The 18,218-nt window shown below is 42.5% G+C and carries 14 protein-coding genes; 12 read left to right on the forward strand and 2 right to left on the reverse strand.

The annotated features are described in order from the left end of the window. The first annotated feature begins 6 nt into the window (after positions 1-6). The 5 genes from SNAG_RS01670 (at position 7) to SNAG_RS09750 (ending at position 6,291) form a co-directional block, all read left to right on the forward strand. A complete protein-coding gene (locus tag SNAG_RS01670; protein ID WP_096406001.1) occupies positions 7-1,503 on the forward strand; it encodes an ABC transporter permease in 1,497 nt (498 codons plus the stop codon). Then, a complete protein-coding gene (gene oppC / locus SNAG_RS01675) occupies positions 1,503-2,429 on the forward strand; it encodes an oligopeptide ABC transporter permease OppC (RefSeq protein WP_033629311.1) in 927 nt (308 codons plus the stop codon). The genes SNAG_RS01670 and oppC overlap by 1 nt, the downstream gene beginning before the upstream one ends. Positions 2,430-2,437: 8 nt before the next feature. Then, positions 2,438-3,505: an ABC transporter ATP-binding protein gene (locus tag SNAG_RS01680; protein WP_033629312.1), complete on the forward strand. Its 1,068-nt coding sequence runs from the start codon at positions 2,438-2,440 to the stop codon at positions 3,503-3,505. Between the two features lie 10 nt (positions 3,506-3,515). Continuing rightward, a complete protein-coding gene (locus SNAG_RS01685; protein WP_096406003.1) occupies positions 3,516-4,445 on the forward strand; it encodes an ATP-binding cassette domain-containing protein in 930 nt (309 codons plus the stop codon). Between the two features lie 160 nt (positions 4,446-4,605). Further along, positions 4,606-6,291 (forward strand): LPXTG cell wall anchor domain-containing protein, encoded by a 1,686-nt coding sequence (locus tag SNAG_RS09750; RefSeq protein ID WP_157740108.1) that lies wholly within the window; start codon positions 4,606-4,608, stop codon positions 6,289-6,291. Between the two features lie 153 nt (positions 6,292-6,444). Here the strand turns inward: SNAG_RS09750 and SNAG_RS01695 are convergent, their stop codons facing one another. Then, positions 6,445-7,884 (reverse strand): TrkH family potassium uptake protein, encoded by a 1,440-nt coding sequence (locus SNAG_RS01695; RefSeq protein WP_096406004.1) that lies wholly within the window; start codon positions 7,882-7,884, stop codon positions 6,445-6,447. 3 nt (positions 7,885-7,887) lie between these two features. Then, positions 7,888-9,234, reverse strand: a complete 1,347-nt coding sequence (gene trkA, locus SNAG_RS01700; protein ID WP_000706819.1) for a Trk system potassium transporter TrkA — start codon at positions 9,232-9,234, stop codon at positions 7,888-7,890. A 400-nt stretch (positions 9,235-9,634) separates the two neighbouring features. Here trkA and SNAG_RS01710 point away from each other — a divergent pair, with 400 nt between their 5' ends. The 7 genes from SNAG_RS01710 to SNAG_RS01740 all read left to right on the forward strand — a co-directional run bounded on the left by SNAG_RS01710 (position 9,635) and on the right by SNAG_RS01740 (position 18,069). Beyond that, on the forward strand, positions 9,635-10,138 hold the full coding sequence (locus SNAG_RS01710) for a tRNA (cytidine(34)-2'-O)-methyltransferase (protein WP_096406006.1): 504 nt from the start codon (positions 9,635-9,637) through the stop codon (positions 10,136-10,138). A gap of 531 nt (positions 10,139-10,669) precedes the next feature. Then, on the forward strand, positions 10,670-11,233 hold the full coding sequence (locus SNAG_RS01715; RefSeq protein WP_096406008.1) for an ECF transporter S component: 564 nt from the start codon (positions 10,670-10,672) through the stop codon (positions 11,231-11,233). Next, complete coding sequence (locus tag SNAG_RS01720; RefSeq protein ID WP_096406009.1) at positions 11,223-11,873, forward strand: phosphatase PAP2 family protein; 651 nt, start codon at positions 11,223-11,225, stop codon at positions 11,871-11,873. The genes SNAG_RS01715 and SNAG_RS01720 overlap by 11 nt, the downstream gene beginning before the upstream one ends. 273 nt (positions 11,874-12,146) lie before the next feature. Further along, entirely contained in the window at positions 12,147-13,193 is a 1,047-nt protein-coding gene (gene pheS, locus SNAG_RS01725; RefSeq protein ID WP_096406012.1) for a phenylalanine--tRNA ligase subunit alpha, read from the forward strand. Between the two features lie 129 nt (positions 13,194-13,322). Then, positions 13,323-15,728 carry a phenylalanine--tRNA ligase subunit beta gene (gene pheT / locus SNAG_RS01730; RefSeq protein WP_096406014.1) on the forward strand — a complete coding sequence of 802 codons (2,406 nt, stop codon included), beginning with the start codon at positions 13,323-13,325 and terminating at the stop codon, positions 15,726-15,728. A 251-nt stretch (positions 15,729-15,979) separates the two neighbouring features. Continuing rightward, positions 15,980-16,873, forward strand: a complete 894-nt coding sequence (locus SNAG_RS01735) for an ABC transporter ATP-binding protein (RefSeq protein WP_096406017.1) — start codon at positions 15,980-15,982, stop codon at positions 16,871-16,873. Then, on the forward strand, positions 16,870-18,069 hold the full coding sequence (locus SNAG_RS01740; RefSeq protein WP_096406019.1) for an ABC transporter permease: 1,200 nt from the start codon (positions 16,870-16,872) through the stop codon (positions 18,067-18,069). The genes SNAG_RS01735 and SNAG_RS01740 overlap by 4 nt, the downstream gene beginning before the upstream one ends. Positions 18,070-18,218: the final 149 nt, after the last annotated feature.

Below are 18,218 nucleotides of genomic sequence, written 5' to 3' on the forward strand. Positions count from 1 at the left end.
AACGATATGAAGAAATATATTTTTATGCGTGTATTGCGTTCATTGTTGTCTATTTTCTTGGTGACAACCTTGACCTACACAATTATCTATACGATGGTTCCTCGAAAATTGATTTTCAAGCAGGATACCAACTATAACAAGATTGCAACGACGCCGGACAAGCGGGATAATTATGAAAATACCGTTTATGAGCGGATGGGCTATATCGAGTACTACGATACCAAGGAGTTGCAAGAAAAAGCGAGCACGATAGACTCATCTGTAACAGTAGATGCCAATGATACCAATAAGGCAATCTACGAAAAATACATCAACCAACTAGGAAATGGTTGGACGCTAGGTGTATTCTCAGAAAGTGGTCAATTCTATGCTACGCGTGAAATTCCGATTTTTGAACGTGTTTTCAAATTCTATGCCAACTTGATTGATATTGATCATACAAACAAGATTCAAGACCCTGAAAATCCAAACTTGGAACGTTATCTTCGTTTTGAAAATGACCCTGCTATCGGTTGGTCATTGGTTGGTTCAGGTACAAAACATAAGTATCTTTTGTATTTCAACAACCAATTCCCATTTGTACACCAAAACTTTGTGAACGTTAACTTAGGTGATTCTTACCCAACTTATGCAAACACACCAGTGCTTCAAGTTATCACACAGGGTCAAGGACAAACTAAGACATCAGAAGTTCAATTCCCTACAGGTAAAAAGACTTCATCTGTAGATATCTACTCTCGTACCTACAAATCACCAAGTCAAGCAGACGCGCGTGAGGTAGCCAACTATGGTAAGGACGATCCATATACAGCTACAGAAAGCAATTACCAATACCCATCAATGATTACAAGTTCAGCGATTGCTGGTTTGATTGGTTTGATTATTTCGTATGCTATCGCCATTCCTCTTGGTTCTGCTATGGCTCGCCACAAGAATACTTGGATTGATAGCTTCTCGACAGGTGCTTTGACCTTCTTGCTTGCTCTTCCAACGATTGCCTTGGTTTACATCGTTCGTTTGATTGGATCATCTATTGGTCTACCAGACTCATTCCCTATCTTAGGTGCTGGAGATTGGCGTTCTTATGTCCTGCCGGCAGTCATTCTAGGTTTGTTGGGAGCACCAAGTACGGCTATCTGGATTCGTCGTTACATGATCGACTTGCAATCTCAAGACTTCGTACGTTTTGCTCGCGCCAAAGGTTTGTCTGAAAAAGAAATTTCAAATAAACACATCTTTAAAAATGCCATGGTTCCTTTGGTTTCAGGTATTCCTGGTGCTGTAATCGGAGTTATTGGTGGTGCAACATTGACAGAAACAGTCTTCGCCTTCCCAGGTATGGGTAAAATGTTGATCGACTCTGTTAAGGCATCCAACAACTCAATGGTAGTTGGTCTCGTCTTCATCTTCACATGTATTTCTATCTTCTCACTCTTTGTAGGAGATATCTGGATGACCATGCTTGATCCACGTATTAAATTGACAGAGAAAGGAGGCAAATAATGTCAACAATCGGAAAAGAAAAATTTCAGTTCGTAAAACGTGACGATTTTGCCTCTGAAACAATTGACGCCCCTGCCTATTCATACTGGGGTTCTGTATTTAGACAATTTCTAAAGAAAAAATCAACAGTCATTATGTTGGGGATTTTGGTTGCCATTATCTTGATGAGCTTTATTTATCCAATGTTCTCAAACTTTGACTTCAACGATGTAAGTAAGGTCAATGACTTTTCTGCTCGTTTTATCAAACCCAATGCTGAACATTGGTTTGGTACAGATAGTAATGGTAAATCCTTGTTTGACGGGGTTTGGTTTGGTGCGCGTAATTCTATCCTTATCTCTGTAATTGCAACTTTTATCAACCTTGTAATTGGGGTTATTGTTGGTGGAATCTGGGGAATTTCAAAATCTGTTGACCGTGTCATGATGGAAGTTTATAACATTATTTCAAACATTCCATCTCTCTTGATTGTCATTGTCTTGACTTACTCAATTGGTGCTGGTTTCTGGAATTTGATTTTTGCCATGAGTGTGACAACTTGGATTGGGATTGCTTATATGATTCGTATCCAAATCATGCGTTACCGTGACTTGGAATACAACCTTGCCTCTCAAACACTTGGAACACCAACCTTTAAAATCATCGTTAAAAACATCATGCCACAATTGGTATCTGTTATTGTTTCTACGATGACCTTGATGTTGCCAAGCTTCATCTCTTATGAAGCCTTCCTTTCCTTCTTTGGATTGGGATTGCCTGTAACAGTGCCAAGTCTGGGACGTTTGATCTCAGATTACTCACAAAACGTTACGACCAACGCTTACTTGTTCTGGATTCCATTGACAACCCTGATCTTGGTGTCCCTATCTCTCTTCGTTGTTGGTCAAAACCTAGCGGATGCTAGTGATCCACGTACACATAGATAGGAGTAGACATGACAAAAGAAAGTAATGTAATTTTGACTGCTCGTGATATTGTCGTGGAATTTGACGTTCGTGACAAAGTTCTGACGGCTATCCGAGGAGTGTCTCTGGACCTGATTGAAGGGGAAGTTCTTGCCCTGGTAGGTGAGTCAGGTTCTGGTAAATCTGTATTAACAAAAACCTTTACAGGGATGCTAGAAGACAATGGACGTATTGCCCAAGGAAGTATTGACTATCGTGGACAAGACTTGACAGCCTTGACTTCTAACAAGGAATGGGAGAAGATTCGTGGTGCTAAAATTGCGACCATCTTCCAAGACCCTATGACAAGTTTGGACCCAATCAATACAATTGGTAGCCAAATCACTGAAGTTATCGTTAAACACCAAGGAAAAACAGCCAAGGAAGCCAAAGAGATGGCAATCGACTATATGAACAAGGTCGGAATCCCAGATGCTGAAAAACGTTTTGAAGAGTATCCTTTCCAGTATTCTGGAGGGATGCGCCAACGTATCGTTATTGCGATTGCCCTTGCCTGTCGTCCAGATATCTTGATCTGTGACGAGCCGACAACGGCCCTTGATGTAACCATTCAAGCCCAAATCATTGATTTGCTTAAAACTTTACAGAACGAGTACCACTTTACCATTATCTTTATCACCCATGACCTTGGTGTGGTAGCAAGTATTGCGGATAAGGTAGCGGTTATGTATGCTGGTGAAATTGTAGAATACGGTACTGTTGAGGAAGTCTTCTACGATCCACGTCATCCATATACTTGGAGTCTCTTGTCTAGCTTGCCACAGCTTGCTGATGATAAAGGGGAATTGTACTCTATCCCAGGAACACCACCGTCTCTTTATACTGAGTTGAAAGGTGATGCCTTTGCCCTTCGTTCAGATTATGCTATGCAAATTGACTTTGAACAAAAAGCACCTCAGTTTTCAGTTAGTGATACCCACTGGGCTAAGACTTGGTTGCTTCATGAGAATGCTCCTAAAGTTGAAAAACCTGGGGTCATCGCAGATTTGCATGACAAGATTCGTGATAAAATGGGCTTTGCTCATCTAGAAGACTAGGAGGAAGGAAATGTCTGAAAAATTAGTAGAAATTAAAGATTTAGAAATTTCCTTCGGTGAAGGAAGTAAGAAGTTTGTCGCGGTTAAAAACGCCAACTTCTTTATCAACAAGGGAGAAACTTTCTCTCTTGTAGGAGAGTCTGGTAGTGGGAAAACAACGATTGGTCGTGCTATTATTGGTCTAAATAATACCAGTAAAGGTGAAATCATCTTTGATGGTCATAAGATCAATGGAAAAAAATCTCATAAGGAATCCTCAGACTTGATCCGTCGTATCCAGATGATTTTCCAGGACCCTGCAGCCAGCTTGAATGAGCGTGCGACGGTTGACTATATCATCTCTGAAGGTCTTTACAACTATCACTTGTTTAAAGATGAAGAAGACCGAAAAGAAAAAGTTCAAAAGATGATCCATGAAGTTGGGCTTTTGAAAGAACACCTGACCCGTTATCCACACGAGTTTTCTGGTGGTCAACGCCAGCGTATCGGGATTGCTCGTGCCCTTGTGATGGAACCTGATTTCGTTATTGCGGATGAGCCAATCTCTGCCTTGGACGTATCTGTTCGTGCGCAAGTTTTGAACTTGCTCAAGAAGTTTCAAAAAGAGTTGGGCTTGACTTATCTCTTTATCGCCCATGACTTGTCAGTTGTTCGCTTTATCTCAGATCGTATCGCAGTTATCTATAAGGGAGTTATCGTCGAAGTTGCGGAGACAGAGGAGTTGTTTAACAATCCTGTCCACCCATATACTCAGGCGCTTCTATCTGCTGTACCGATTCCAGATCCAATCTTGGAACGCAAGAAAGTCTTGAAAGTTTACGACCCTGACCAACATGACTATGAGACAGACAAGCCATCTATGGTGGAAATTTGTCCAGGTCACTATGTTTGGGCAAATCAAGCAGAACTTGCTCGTTACAAGGAAGCTCTTAAAAAATAATTAGATTCGGAGAGGACCAAAAGGTCTTCTCATTTTTAATTTTTTCAATGAAACAATCTGGGGAGAGAAATATTTTAAAAAGTGCTGAAAAAGGCTTGACAAAGGGATTGGGGGGAGATATACTTAATGTGATAAATTTTAAATAATGAGGAGACACAAGATGTCAAGAATAAAGCGTTATAAACATGATCGAAAAAAAGCTATCAAGCTAGAGAAACTTGCTTTGCTTGGTCTAGCAGCTGTGACGGTTGGTCTGGCTGGAGCAAGCCTTGCACAGGCAGAGGAAACGGTAGCAGAAACACCAAAAACCCTAGTTGATACCCCAGAAGCTAAGGAAAAGGAGCAAACAGCAGAAAAGAATACGGACTCTACTAAGGAAACTTCTAATCAACTACCAGATAAAGAAAAGAAGATAGTTGAGGGAGAGAAACCTGCTTTGCAAACAGTCACCTTTGATGTGGTTGAAGTATATCACTATTTCCAAGCTGGTGGTCGAGGGACTGATGAATTGTCCCGAAAAACAATCACTCTCAAGCCAGGAGAAAGCTACACCTTAAAGGCCAATACCTATAAGGATTTTGAGCTTGATGATTATAAGAAAGGCTATGATTATAAGGAAAATCTTAAGAATATCGGCAGAACCATAACCAATGACGGCTCTGAGCAAATCCAAGAGGAGTATATCATCACCTTCAAAGAAATTATCAGAGAGGTTCCAAACCCTACAGACTCGACCAGCCCAGATATTTATGCTAGTAAGATAAGCCATGATACAACCGTGATGGTATATCATCTTATAGATTGGGATGAGCAGAATTGGAAAGGACAGAGAGGGTTGACGAGAACTTATAGACTTCCCCTCGGGAAACGTTTTGACCCTAAAGACCTTGTAAATCCTGCATATGGAACCTTGTTGAAGTATAGAGTGTCTGATACTGCTGTAGGGGTTGTAGCAGCACGTGTATACTACAAATCTCACCCCAAAGAGACCCTCGTTTCCCCTACAAGCAATGTTTCTGTTTCTCTAACAGGAGCAGATGTTGCAGCGGTTGATAAGATTGTTGCGGACAAGGTTTTAGATACCACTATTCTGGCTAAACTCCCAGCAGAACTTCCAGCCAAAAATGTTGAACTTTACGATGTTAAGACTCAAAAGGCAGATGGTAGTTTTGTACAAATTTCAGGAGAAGCAACTGTAACGATACCTGTGGATCCTAGTCGTAAAGTAGGAAAGGTTATCTACTTCTTACCAGAAACAGGAGCAGTTGAGGAACTGCCGTTTGAATTGAGTGCTGATGGAAAATATGTTCATTTCAAAGTTTCTCACTTCTCAAATTATGGGGTTGTTTATCAATCTCAAAACACTGAGAAACCAAATCCACAGCCAGATCCAGCACCACAGCCGAACCCAGCACCGCAACCAGATCCAGCACCGCAGCCGAATCCTGCACCGCAACCAGATCCAGCACCGCAGCCGAATCCTGCACCTCAACCAGATCCAGCACCACAGCCGAATCCGGCACCGCAACCAGATTCAGCACCACAGCCGAATCCTGCACCGCAACCAGATTCTACACCACAGCCGAATCCTGCACCACAACCGGAACTAAACCTGAAACCTCAGGATAATGGTAAGAATAAGGATTCTAGGAGTCTGTCTGAGGGGACGAAAAAAATTGAAGATGTGAAGTCTGATCCATCTAAGAAAGAAATAGAAAAGACTGAAGATAAAGAAAAAGCTTTACCAAAAACAGGAGAAAGTAGTAGTCTTTTAGGCCCAGTTGGAGCAGTATTACTAGGAATGATGACGCTCTTTAAATTCTCTTTCAAGAAGAAAAGAAACTAGTGTTTATTAAAAAAGTTGAATAAAACCTTCATGCTCTGTTAAACTATGGGGATGGCTTATATACTAAAACGCATAAAATCAGGTTAAAAGTAGCCATAATTTTATGCGTTTTTACTATTTAAAGAGTTTCATCTAGTTTCGTTTATATTTCTATTAACGTTTAGACCAGGTACGTTTCATAAAGAGTAGCAAAATTGGGTATATCTCTAAGCGACCCGCAATCATTGCAAATGAGAGCAGGAGTTTAGAGATGGGACTGAAGATGGCAAAACTCGATGTTGTACCTAGAATTGGTCCGATATTGTTAAAACAGCTAAAGACAGCGCTGGTCACGACCAGGAAATCATTGCTGTCTAGGCTGACAATAAAGATAAGTGTTAGCAAAATCATAGCATAGATGACAAAGTACTTGAGAATCTTATGCTGGGTATCCTTGTCAATCACCGTTTTATTCACATGGAGGGTCAAAACACGGTGAGGAGATAAGATGGACAGAATCTGATTTTTAGCAATTTTTGTAAGGATAAGTCCACGGATAATTTTGAGACCACCTGCTGTTGACCCAGCTGAGCCACCGATTGCCATAAGGAAGAGGAGGATAAACTGGGAGAAAAGGGGCCAGTTGGTAATATCTCCGTAACCAAATCCCGTTGTCGTAATGATATTGGATACTTGGAAGAGAGCCATCTCAAAACTCTTAGAGACACCTTGGTAAAGGTGGAGGGTGTTGAGGGTGATCAAACCGGTAGACACCAGAACAATAATGACATAAGCCCGCAGTTCTTCATCTCCAAAGAAGGCCTTGACCCGACGGAGCATGAGGAAGTAATAGAGGTTAAAATTGACACCGAAAACCAGAACGCCAAAACTGACAAGATAGGTAATCAGGGAACTGCCGTAGTGGGCGATTCCATCATTGTAGACGGTGAATCCCCCCGTTCCTGCTGTTCCCATAGCGATGACAAAGCTATCAAACAAGGGCATACCTGCTAGATAGTAGATGACAACAAAGAGGGAGAAGAGCCCTAGGTAAAGTAGATAGAGAATCTGGGCAGTATTTTTCAGTTTGGATACAACCTTACCAAAGACAGGACCAGGGACCTCTGCTTTCATCACCTCTAAGTGACTATTCTTAGCATTGTCCATAATAGCAAGTGCGAAAACAAGCACTCCCATCCCTCCGATCAAGTGGGTGAAACTTCGCCAGAAGAGGAGGGAACGACTGAGAACGGAAACATCTGTTAGGATAGTAGCACCAGTCGTTGTAAAACCAGAGCTGATCTCGAAAAATGCATCGATGATGCTGGGAATTTGTCCTGAAAAGACAAAGGGTAAGCCACCAAAGAAAGACCAGAGTATCCAACAGAGGGCAACGATTAAGACACCCTCCTTGGCATAAATCCGTTGATTTTTTGGTTTTCGTAGGACTCCCACCCCACCGAGAAGGACTAAAATTCCAATTGTAGTAAAAAGAGCTGTAAATACTTGGCTGGACTCTCGGTAATAGGTCGCTACGCTGACAGGAACTAGTAGGAGAACAGCCTCGATCAAGAGAAGTTTGGAGAGGAGGTAACGAATCATACTTTTATTCATTTCTTACCTCTCAATCAAATCATAAATTTTGGTGATATTTGGTAGCAGGGTGGTTACCAGTAATTGGTCTCCGACCTCTAGCGTATCCTCTCCGGTCGGGAAGATTGTTTTTCCTTTTCGAATAATGGCTGCGATGAGAATACCCTTCTTCAATTTCAGATGAGAAAGAGGCTTGGCAGTCATTTTATTAGCTTCCTTGATATGGAATTGTAGGGTTTCAATCTGGCCGTTTGCAAGATGGTGCATGGCTTGAAGGTCTGAGTATTGGGCGTTAACCCGTCCTCGGATAAAGTGCATAATGGTATCCACTGCGATGATTTTTGGCGTGATGATACTTGAAAAATCAGGCGCATGGATAATTTCTAGGAGACTGGTCCGGTTGACCTTGGTGATGTTTTTCTGGACGCCAACACGGTCAAGGAACATGGAGGTGATGATGTTTTCTTCGTCCACCCCAGTTAAGGTTGCGACCGCATCGTAGTGAGGAGCACTTTCTTCTAGTAAGATATCTTTGGCTGTCCCATCTCCCTGAACGATATAGAGATTTGGGAATTTTTCACTAAAGAAACGGGCTCTTTCAGGATTGATTTCGATAACCTTGGTGTCAATTCGGCTGTCTTTCAAGATGCCGACGAGATAGTAGGCAATTTTTCCTGCTCCGATAATCAGAAAGCTCTTAACAGTCCGAGCTTTAAAATGATTGTGCAGGCGCATCATATCGACCCGATTTCCTGTAACAAAGATGCGATCCTTATCTTGAAGGGTCATCTCACCACCTGGAATGATCAACTCATGGTTGCGCTCCAAAGCACACACAATCACATCAAATTTTTTCCGAAATTCTGAAATGGGCATCTGGCAAAGACCGCTAGCATCTTTGACAACAAACTCCATCAAGCTAACTCGACCTCCAGCGAAACGTTCGACCGAAAGGGCACTTGGGAAGTCAACAATATTCCCAATAGCACGAGCAGCCAGAAGCTCAGGATTGACAATGAGAGAAAATCCAAGAATATTTTTTTCCTTAAAATAGGAGTTGGAGTACTCTGGATTTCGAACCCGAACGATGGTTTCTTTAGCTCCCATTTTTTTGGCAAGAACTGCTGAAATCATGTTCACTTCATCGTGTTCGGTTAGTGCGATAAAGATATCACACTCTTGAACACCGGCTTGCTCTAAGATAGTAAAGTCGGCACCATTTCCAAGGAGGCCCATGATGTCAAAGCGACTGACAATATGGTTCAGTACAGCTTCATTTTGCTCGATGAGGACAACATCATGGTTTTCCGCAACTAGTGAACGACAGAGGGCAAAACCAACTTTCCCTCCACCAACAAGGACAATTTTCATATAAAAACCTACTTTTTCATGATGTAACTATCATACCCTTTTTTAGCAAAAAATGCACTTGCCAAGCCAATTTTTGCGGGAAGAAAGAACTTTTTCACGTTTTTGAAGATAAATATGCTTATCTTCTATAAAAATGTCTCTCAGATGAAGTGATTTCACTCTCTTGGTAAGGCTATTCTGAAAGTGAATGTCCGAGTATGAAAATATCATTAAAAAAAGTAAAAAATTCAAGTCGTTTCTATTGACATTGGTTCTGAAAGTGTTATACTAAGAAAGTAGTTTCGCTGATTTACTTCAAACCTGTTGTGAGGTAAGTTAACGACGCCTTAACCACGCTGTTTGCTGAGCTTGACTCCGGGCAGTGTGGCTATTTTTTTGCAATGATAAAAGGAAGCCAATTATGACAAATCACATTGTTTTATTTGAACCTCAGATTCCACAAAATACGGGCAACATCGCGCGTACTTGCGCTGCGACCAATTCTCCCCTCCACATCATCAAACCAATGGGTTTTCCCATTGATGATCGCAAGATGAAGCGGGCTGGTTTGGATTATTGGGATAAGTTAGAGATTCATTTTTATGATAACTTGGCAGACTTTATGTCTCAGATAAAAGGGCAAGTCTATCTGATTTCGAAATTTGCGGAAAAGGTCTATTCTGAGGCGAATTTGGCAAGTGGTGAAGATCAGTATTTTCTCTTCGGACGTGAAGATAAGGGGTTGCCAGAGGACTTTATGCGTGAACATCCTGAGAAAGCTCTCCGTATTCCTATGAACGATGAACATGTCCGCAGTCTCAATGTTTCGAATACCGTATGCATGATTGTTTATGAGGCTCTTCGTCAGCAACATTTTGCTGGTTTAGAGCTCGTTCACACCTATGAAGCGGATAAATTGAAATAAACAAAATGCTTGCACTTGCAAGCGTTTTTTGTTATGATTAAAGGGTCTTCAGGGCTGGGTGTAATTCCCGACCGGCGGTGACTTTAATACTCTTCGAAAATCCAATTCAAACCACGTCAGCTTCGCCTTGCCGTACTCAAGTACAGCCTGCGACTAGCTTCCTAGTTTGTTCTTTGATTTTCATTGAGTATCATTAGGAAAAATTTTTCCTTTAAAACTTTGTTGACAAGTTTTGCCTAACTGTAAGTTATGCCTACAGCTTGTCGCCTAGTCTAAAAGAAAAACCTCTATTTCCTTCCCTTAAAGAAGTCCGCGAGCGCAAGCTGATGTGGTGCGATTCCACAACCGACAGTATAGTCTGGATGGGAGAAGACGAAAGAATAGCTTTGTCTGTTCGGATGAGTTTATAGATAAATTGCAACCGCTTGCTCAAAAGAGTGAGGGGGAACTTTTGGGATATAAAAAGTGAGAATAGATAGAGGGATCCTTTCCAACTTCTTCTGATTTTATAGAAAATTGGAGGAACCTGTTATGACAAACACACGTCGACTTTCGACCATTGCGATTTTATCAGCCATTTCATTTGTGCTGATGTACTTTGACTTTCCGCTCTTGCCAGCGGCGACCTTCCTCAAGATCGAGTTTAGTATCTTGCCAGTCCTTGTGGGCTTGGTGGTGATGGATTTGCCTGCTGCTCTCGGGATTCTCTTGTTGCGATCACTCTTGAAGTTGCTTCTCAATAGCCAGGGAGTGAATACTTACATTGGCTTGCCAATGAATATCGTAGCCTTGGGAGTTTTTGTTATCGCTTTTGGTTTGATTTGGAAAAAGGAACGCAGCACCCTTCGTTTCCTACTAGCATCTCTAGCGGGAACTGTCGGCTTGACTGCTGCTATGTTGATTCTCAACTATGTCTATGCTGTTCCTTTGTACGCGAAGTTTGCCAACTTTGATATTGGAAAAATTTTGGGACTTTCCAACTACCTAATGACTATGGTATTACCTTTTAACTTGATTGAAGGTATCATCTTTGCCGTTTCATTCTGGTTGTTATATGTCCTCTTGAAACCAACCTTAAAACATTATGAGAGATAAACAAACATTTTTAATGAAGGGCAGTTTTGCCCTTTTACTTTTCGTCCTTCTTGGCTATATGGTCAAGTTTTACCCCGAAATGCTGGTCGGTTTTGATCAACCGATTCAGACTGCTCTTCGTGGGGACTTGCCAGATTATTTGACAGATTTGTTCCGTGCCCTTACGCATTTGATTGATATCCCAGTGATTATCACCTGGGTTGCCATCGCAACCTTTATCTTTTATCGTAAGCAGTGGAAGATAGAAAGCTACTTCATGGCGGGCAATCTAACCTTAGCCGGTCTTTTGATCGTGACCTTTAAAAATATTTACCAGCGCCCACGACCAACTATCTTACACTTGGTAGAGGAGAAGGGATTTTCCTTCCCAAGCGGCCATTCTCTGGCTGTAACTTTGATGGTAGGCACTCTGATTGTCATTCTCAGTCAACGAATTAAAGATCCAGTCTGGAGAAAAATCGTGCAAATCGTGCTAGGTCTCTACCTAGTCAGTGTACTGGTGTCAAGGGTCTATCTAGGAGTTCACTATCCATCAGACGTCCTTGCCAGTCTCTGTGTGGGCTTGGGAGTCTTGTTTATCGAATTTCCCTTCTATGACAAGCTCCGCTTCCAATGGCGATTTAAAGGTAAACAGAAGTGAGATAGGTCTTGCAAGAATGGTAAAAATCTGATAAACTAAGTAGTAATTGAATAGGAATCCGCAAGACTAGTAACTCAAGGGAAGTATATCAGGGAGGAGAGCCGTGACTGCAAGCTCTCTATATGAAAGCTGGGTGAATTCACTTGCGCATGGATTTAGAAATGAAGGTCTGACTTGTCAGATGAAAACGGATGGTACCGCGTGTCAACGCTCCGAGTGGAGTTTTTGACATGTGGTTTTCTTTTTATCTTATGAGAGACTGATGGAGGAAATATGTCAACTATTGAAGAACAATTAAAAGCGCTTCGCGAAGAAACGCTGGCTAGCTTGAAGCAGATTACTGCTGAAAATGAAAAAGAGATGCAAGACTTGCGTGTCTCTGTCCTAGGGAAAAAGGGTTCGCTTACCGAAATTCTTAAAGGGATGAAGGATGTTTCTGCTGAGATGCGTCCAATCATCGGAAAACACGTCAATGAAGCTCGTGATGTCTTGACAGCTGCCTTCGAAGAAACGGCAAAGCTCTTGGAAGAAAAGAAAGTTGAAGCACAACTGGCTAGCGAGAGCATCGATGTAACCCTTCCAGGTCGTCCAGTTGCGACTGGTCACCGTCACGTTTTGACACAAACCAGTGAGGAAATCGAAGATATTTTTATCGGGATGGGTTACCAAGTCGTGGATGGTTTTGAAGTTGAAAAAGACTACTACAACTTTGAACGCATGAACCTTCCAAAAGACCACCCAGCCCGTGATATGCAGGATACTTTCTATATCACAGAAGAAATCTTGCTCCGTACTCACACGTCTCCAGTTCAAGCGCGTGCTATGGATGCCCATGATTTTTCGAAAGGTCCTTTGAAGATGATCTCACCAGGACGCGTTTTCCGTCGTGACACGGACGATGCGACCCACAGTCACCAATTCCACCAAATCGAAGGCTTGGTTGTTGGGAAAAATATCTCTATGGCTGACCTTCAAGGAACGCTTCAGTTGATTGTGCAAAAAATGTTTGGTGAAGAGCGTCAGATTCGTCTGCGTCCATCCTATTTCCCATTCACAGAGCCATCTGTTGAAGTGGATGTTTCCTGCTTCAAGTGTGGTGGAGAAGGCTGTAATGTATGTAAGAAAACGGGTTGGATCGAGATTATGGGGGCCGGTATGGTTCACCCACGTGTCCTTGAGATGAGTGGTATTGATGCAACGGTTTACTCTGGTTTTGCCTTTGGTCTTGGACAAGAGCGTGTAGCCATGCTCCGCTACGGGATTAACGATATCCGTGGATTCTACCAAGGGGATGTCCGCTTCTCAGAACAGTTTAAATAAGATTGAAACCTGAAACACAGTCCTATACAGTCCTAGTCATTTTCTCTTGATGAGAATGGTAAGGACTGACTCGAAGAAAAAGAAAGGAATTGAAAAGGTCTTGCTTGGTGGGATCTTAGAATCAGAATTATGTTAGTATCTTATAAATGGTTAAAAGAGTTGGTGGACATTGATGTGCCATCACAAGAGTTGGCTGAAAAAATGTCAACCACAGGGATTGAGGTAGAAGGTGTCGAATCACCGGCTGCTGGTCTCTCAAAAATTGTCGTCGGTGAGGTGCTTTCTTGCGAAGATGTGCCAGAAACTCACCTCCATGTTTGTCAGGTTAATGTTGGCGAAGAAGAAGCCCGTCAAATCGTTTGTGGTGCTCCAAATGTACGTGCTGGTATCAAGGTCATGGTGGCTCTTCCAGGAGCTCGTATCGCGGACAACTACAAGATTAAAAAAGGGAAAATTCGTGGTCTTGAGTCTCTCGGAATGATTTGTTCACTGGGTGAATTGGGGATTTCTGACTCCGTTGTACCAAAGGAATTCGCAGACGGCATCCAAATCTTGCCAGAAAATGCAGTCCCTGGTGAGGAAGTCTTCTCTTACCTAGACTTGGATGATGAAATCATCGAGCTTTCTATCACACCAAACCGTGCGGACGCTCTTTCTATGCGTGGAGTAGCGCACGAAGTAGCAGCCATCTATGACAAGGCAGTTAGCTTTAAAGAATTCAGTTTAACAGAAACGAATGAAAGTGCAGCAGATGCTCTTTCTGTAGGTATTGAGACAGACAAGGCACCTTACTATGCGGCCCGTATCTTGGACAATGTGACCATCGCACCAAGTCCACAATGGTTGCAAAACCTTCTTATGAACGAAGGCATCCGTCCTATCAACAACGTTGTAGACGTGACCAACTATATCCTGCTCTACTTTGGTCAACCCATGCATGCCTTTGACTTGGATACCTTTGAAGGGACTGATATCCGCGTACGTGAAGCGCGTGCTGGTGAAAAATTGGTGACCTTGGACGGTGAAGAACGTGAACTTGCAGAAACTGACCTAGTCATCACTGTCGCAGACAAGCCAGTAGCTCTTGCAGGTGTTATGGGCGGACAAGCTACAGAAATCTCTGAAAAATCCAGTCGTGTGGTCCTTGAAGCAGCTGTTTTCAATGGAAAATCTATCCGTAAGACCAGTGGTCGCCTTAACCTACGCTCTGAATCCTCTTCTCGCTTTGAAAAAGGCATTAATGTGGCAACAGTCAATGAGGCCTTGGATGCTGCAGCTAGTATGATTGCGGAACTTGCAGGTGCGACGGTGCGCAAAGGCATCGTTTCAGCTGGTGAACTTGATACTTCTGATGTAGAAGTTTCTTCCACTCTTGCAGACGTTAACCGTGTCCTTGGTACGGAGCTTTCCTACGCGGATGTAGAGGATGTCTTCCGTCGTCTTGGCTTTGGCCTTTCTGGAAATGCGGAAGCCTTCACTGTCAGCGTCCCACGTCGTCGTTGGGATATTACCATCGAGGCAGACCTCTTTGAAGAAATCGCTCGTATCTATGGATATGACCGTTTGCCAACCAGTCTTCCAAAAGATGACGGTACAGCTGGTGAATTGACAGCGACACAGAAACTTCGTCGCCAAGTTCGTACCATTGCTGAAGGAGCTGGTTTGTCAGAAATCATCACCTACGCTCTAACAACGCCTGAAAAAGCAGTTGAGTTTACAGCTCAACCAAGTAACCTTACAGAACTCATGTGGCCAATGACTGTGGAACGTTCAGTCCTCCGCCAAAATATGATCTCAGGTATTTTGGATACGGTGGCCTACAACGTGGCTCGTAAGAACAAAAACTTGGCTCTTTACGAGATTGGAAAAGTCTTTGAACAAACAGGCAATCCAAAAGAAGACTTGCCAAATGAAATCAACAGCTTTGCTTTTGCATTGACAGGTTTAGTCGCTGAAAAAGACTTCCAAACTGCAGCGGTTCCAGTTGATTTCTTCTATGCTAAGGGAATCCTTGAAGCGCTCTTTGCTCGTTTGGGACTCCAAGTAACTTATACAGCAACATCTGAAATCACTAGCCTTCATCCAGGACGTACAGCCGTAATCTCACTAGGCGACCAAGTTCTTGGTTTCCTTGGACAAGTTCATCCAGTCACTGCCAAGGCTTACGATATCCCAGAAACTTATGTAGCTGAACTTAACCTTTCAGCCATCGAAGCTGCCCTCCAACCGGCTGCTCCATTTGTGGAAATCACCAAATTCCCAGCAGTTAGCCGTGATATTGCCCTTCTTCTCAAGGCAGAAATTAGCCATCAAGAAGTTGTAGACGCTATCCAAGCTGCCGGCGTGAAACGTTTGACAGATATCAAACTCTTCGACGTCTTCTCAGGTGAAAAACTGGGACTTGGTATGAAGTCAATGGCTTATAGCCTAACCTTCCAAAATCCAGAAGATAGCTTGACGGACGAAGAAGTAGCACGTTACATGGAAAAAATCCAAACTTCTCTCGAAGAAAAAGTCCATGCAGAAGTGCGTTAAATTTTCAATCCATCCTTCGGGGTGGATTTTTAAATTCTTAAAATGCTCGTTCAGGAATAAAAAGGGACAGTTGAGGAAAAATTCTCCCGGATAGTCTTTAATGGGTTATACTAAATCTATCACTGGAGCTCTTTAAAAACCTTAAATTTGGCAGGTTTTTACTATAAAAATCTCGATAAAAATGGATACAAATGATTGTAAAGGCTATCAAAAAGGAGTATAATAAGTGCAACATATTTCGGAGGTGGAAGATGCTAGAAGTAAGAAATCTAGAGAAAAGTTTCGGTTCCAAGCAAGTCTTGTTTGGTGTCGATTTTCAGGCAAGTCCAGGACGAATTCTAGGGCTGGTCGGAAAAAATGGTGCTGGGAAAACAACGATTTTCCACAGTATTTTGAAATTTTTGGAGTATCAAGGAGAGATCAGTCTGGATGGGCAGGATATTCGTCAGGAAACCTACGCTCGGATAGGTTATTTGCCTGAAGAACGCAGTCTCATGCCCAAGTTGACCGTCCTTGAACAAGTTCGCTACCTAGCGACTCTAAAGGGCATGGATGCCAAGGAGGTCAAGGAAAAACTCCCTCAATGGATGGAAAAATTGGAAGTGAAGGGCAAGTTGACAGACAAGATCAAGAGTCTCTCAAAAGGGAATCAGCAGAAAATCCAACTGATTATTACTCTAATCCATGAACCAGACTTGATTATTCTGGATGAGCCTTTTAGTGGACTGGATCCAGTCAATACTGAGTTGCTCAAGCAGGTCATCTTAAAAGAAAAAGAGCGTGGTGCGACCATTATCTTTTCAGACCATGTCATGACCAATGTTGAGGAACTTTGCGATGATATTCTCATGATTCGTGATGGGCGTGTGGTCTTGCATGGACCAGTTCAGGATGTTCGCAATCAATACGGGAAAACACGTCTTTTTGTTTCAAGTGAACGAAGCAAGGAAGAACTGGGAAATCTTCCTCATGTCAAACAGGTGAGCTTGACCAAGCAAGGCAGTTGGAAATTGATCCTAGATGATGAGAGCGCTGGAAGGGAACTCTTCCCAATCCTCACTCAAGGTCAATACATCGCGACCTTTGACCAACAAGCTCCAACAATCGATGAAATCTTTAAACTAGAATCAGGGGTGGAAGTATGAGAAATATGTGGGTAGTTATTAAAGAAACTTATCTGCGACATGTCAAGTCCTGGAGTTTCTTCTTTATGGTCATTTCACCATTCTTTTTTATCGCTCTAACTGGAGGAATCAGCTATCTTCAAGGATCTTCTATGGCTAAAAATAGCAAGGTAGCTGTGGTAACAACTGTACCATCTGTAGCAGAAGGGCTCAAGGATACCAATGGTATTAACTTTGACTATCAGGATGAAGCCAGTGCCCAAGCTGCCATCAAGGATGAAAAAATCAAGGGTTATCTAACGATTGATCAAGAGGATAGTGTCATCAAAGCCGTTTACCATGGTGAAACTTCTCTTGAAACAGGCATCAAGCTAGCAGTAACCAATAAGCTCAATGAGCTTCAATACCAACTCAATCGCTCAGCGGCTAATTTGTCCCAAGAGCAGGAAAAACGCCTGGCTCAAACTGTTGACTTTACGGAGAAGATTGACGAGTCCAAAGAAAATAAAAAGATGGTTCAAACCATTGCGGCCGCGGGCCTCGGCTTCTTCCTTTATATGATCTTGATTACCTATGCTAGTGTCACTGCTCAGGAAGTGGCTAGTGAGAAAGGAACTAAAATCATGGAAGTGGTCTTTTCTAGTATCCGAGCTAGTCATTATTTCTACGCTCGCATGATTGCCTTGCTTCTTGTGATTTTGACCCATATTGGCATTTACGTAGTGGGTGGACTTGCTGCGCTACTTCTCTTCAAAGACTTACCATTCTTGGCAAATTCAGGTATTCTAAAACATCTGGGAGAAGCCTTCACAGTCAATACCTTATTATTTATCTTAGTGAGCCTCTTTATGTACGTAGTTTTGGCAGCCTTCCTTGGTTCCATGGTTTCTCGTCCTGAAGATGCCGGTAAGGCCTTGTCGCCATTGATGATCTTGATTATAGCAGGCTTTATGGGGGTAACAGCCTTGGGCGCTGCAGGAGACAATTTGGTTTTGAAAATTGGGTCTTACATTCCCTTTATTTCGACCTTCTTTATGCCATTTAGAGCCATCAATGGTTATGCAAGTGATTTAGAAGCTTGGATTTCACTAGCGATTACAGTCGTTTTTGCAGTGACTGCAACAGCCTTTATCGGACGCATGTATGCCAGCCTAGTCCTTCAGACAGATGACTTAGGTCTATGGAAAAGCTTCAAACGTGCCTTAGCTTACAAATAGCAATAGAAACCTCGTTTTTACGAGGTTTTTGTGATATTTTAAAGGTCAAACCGGGAAAATTATTTTTCATATCTATTGACTTTTAGTAGTAAAATTTGGTATGATAGTAGACGGTATTGTTTACCCCATTTGTAAGGCCCCGGAACCTT

Origin of the sequence: Streptococcus sp. NPS 308 (genome assembly GCF_002355895.1) — a bacterium.
In the GTDB taxonomy this organism is placed as follows: Bacteria; Bacillota; Bacilli; order Lactobacillales; family Streptococcaceae; genus Streptococcus.

What these genes read in the sequence shown, in the direction of transcription:
- trkA (WP_000706819.1), bottom strand. Translation starts at nt 9,234, where the DNA reads ATGAAAATTGTCCTTGTTGGTGGAGGGAAAGTTGGTTTTGCCCTCTGT.
- SNAG_RS01710 (WP_096406006.1), top strand. Translation starts at nt 9,635, where the DNA reads ATGACAAATCACATTGTTTTATTTGAACCTCAGATTCCACAAAATACG.
- SNAG_RS01695 (WP_096406004.1), bottom strand. Translation starts at nt 7,884, where the DNA reads ATGAATAAAAGTATGATTCGTTACCTCCTCTCCAAACTTCTCTTGATC.
- SNAG_RS01715 (WP_096406008.1), top strand. Translation starts at nt 10,670, where the DNA reads ATGACAAACACACGTCGACTTTCGACCATTGCGATTTTATCAGCCATT.
- SNAG_RS01735 (WP_096406017.1), top strand. Translation starts at nt 15,980, where the DNA reads ATGCTAGAAGTAAGAAATCTAGAGAAAAGTTTCGGTTCCAAGCAAGTC.
- SNAG_RS01720 (WP_096406009.1), top strand. Translation starts at nt 11,223, where the DNA reads ATGAGAGATAAACAAACATTTTTAATGAAGGGCAGTTTTGCCCTTTTA.
- pheS (WP_096406012.1), top strand. Translation starts at nt 12,147, where the DNA reads ATGTCAACTATTGAAGAACAATTAAAAGCGCTTCGCGAAGAAACGCTG.
- oppC (WP_033629311.1), top strand. Translation starts at nt 1,503, where the DNA reads ATGTCAACAATCGGAAAAGAAAAATTTCAGTTCGTAAAACGTGACGAT.
- SNAG_RS01685 (WP_096406003.1), top strand. Translation starts at nt 3,516, where the DNA reads ATGTCTGAAAAATTAGTAGAAATTAAAGATTTAGAAATTTCCTTCGGT.
- SNAG_RS09750 (WP_157740108.1), top strand. Translation starts at nt 4,606, where the DNA reads ATGTCAAGAATAAAGCGTTATAAACATGATCGAAAAAAAGCTATCAAG.
- SNAG_RS01670 (WP_096406001.1), top strand. Translation starts at nt 7, where the DNA reads ATGAAGAAATATATTTTTATGCGTGTATTGCGTTCATTGTTGTCTATT.
- SNAG_RS01680 (WP_033629312.1), top strand. Translation starts at nt 2,438, where the DNA reads ATGACAAAAGAAAGTAATGTAATTTTGACTGCTCGTGATATTGTCGTG.
- SNAG_RS01740 (WP_096406019.1), top strand. Translation starts at nt 16,870, where the DNA reads ATGAGAAATATGTGGGTAGTTATTAAAGAAACTTATCTGCGACATGTC.
- pheT (WP_096406014.1), top strand. Translation starts at nt 13,323, where the DNA reads ATGTTAGTATCTTATAAATGGTTAAAAGAGTTGGTGGACATTGATGTG.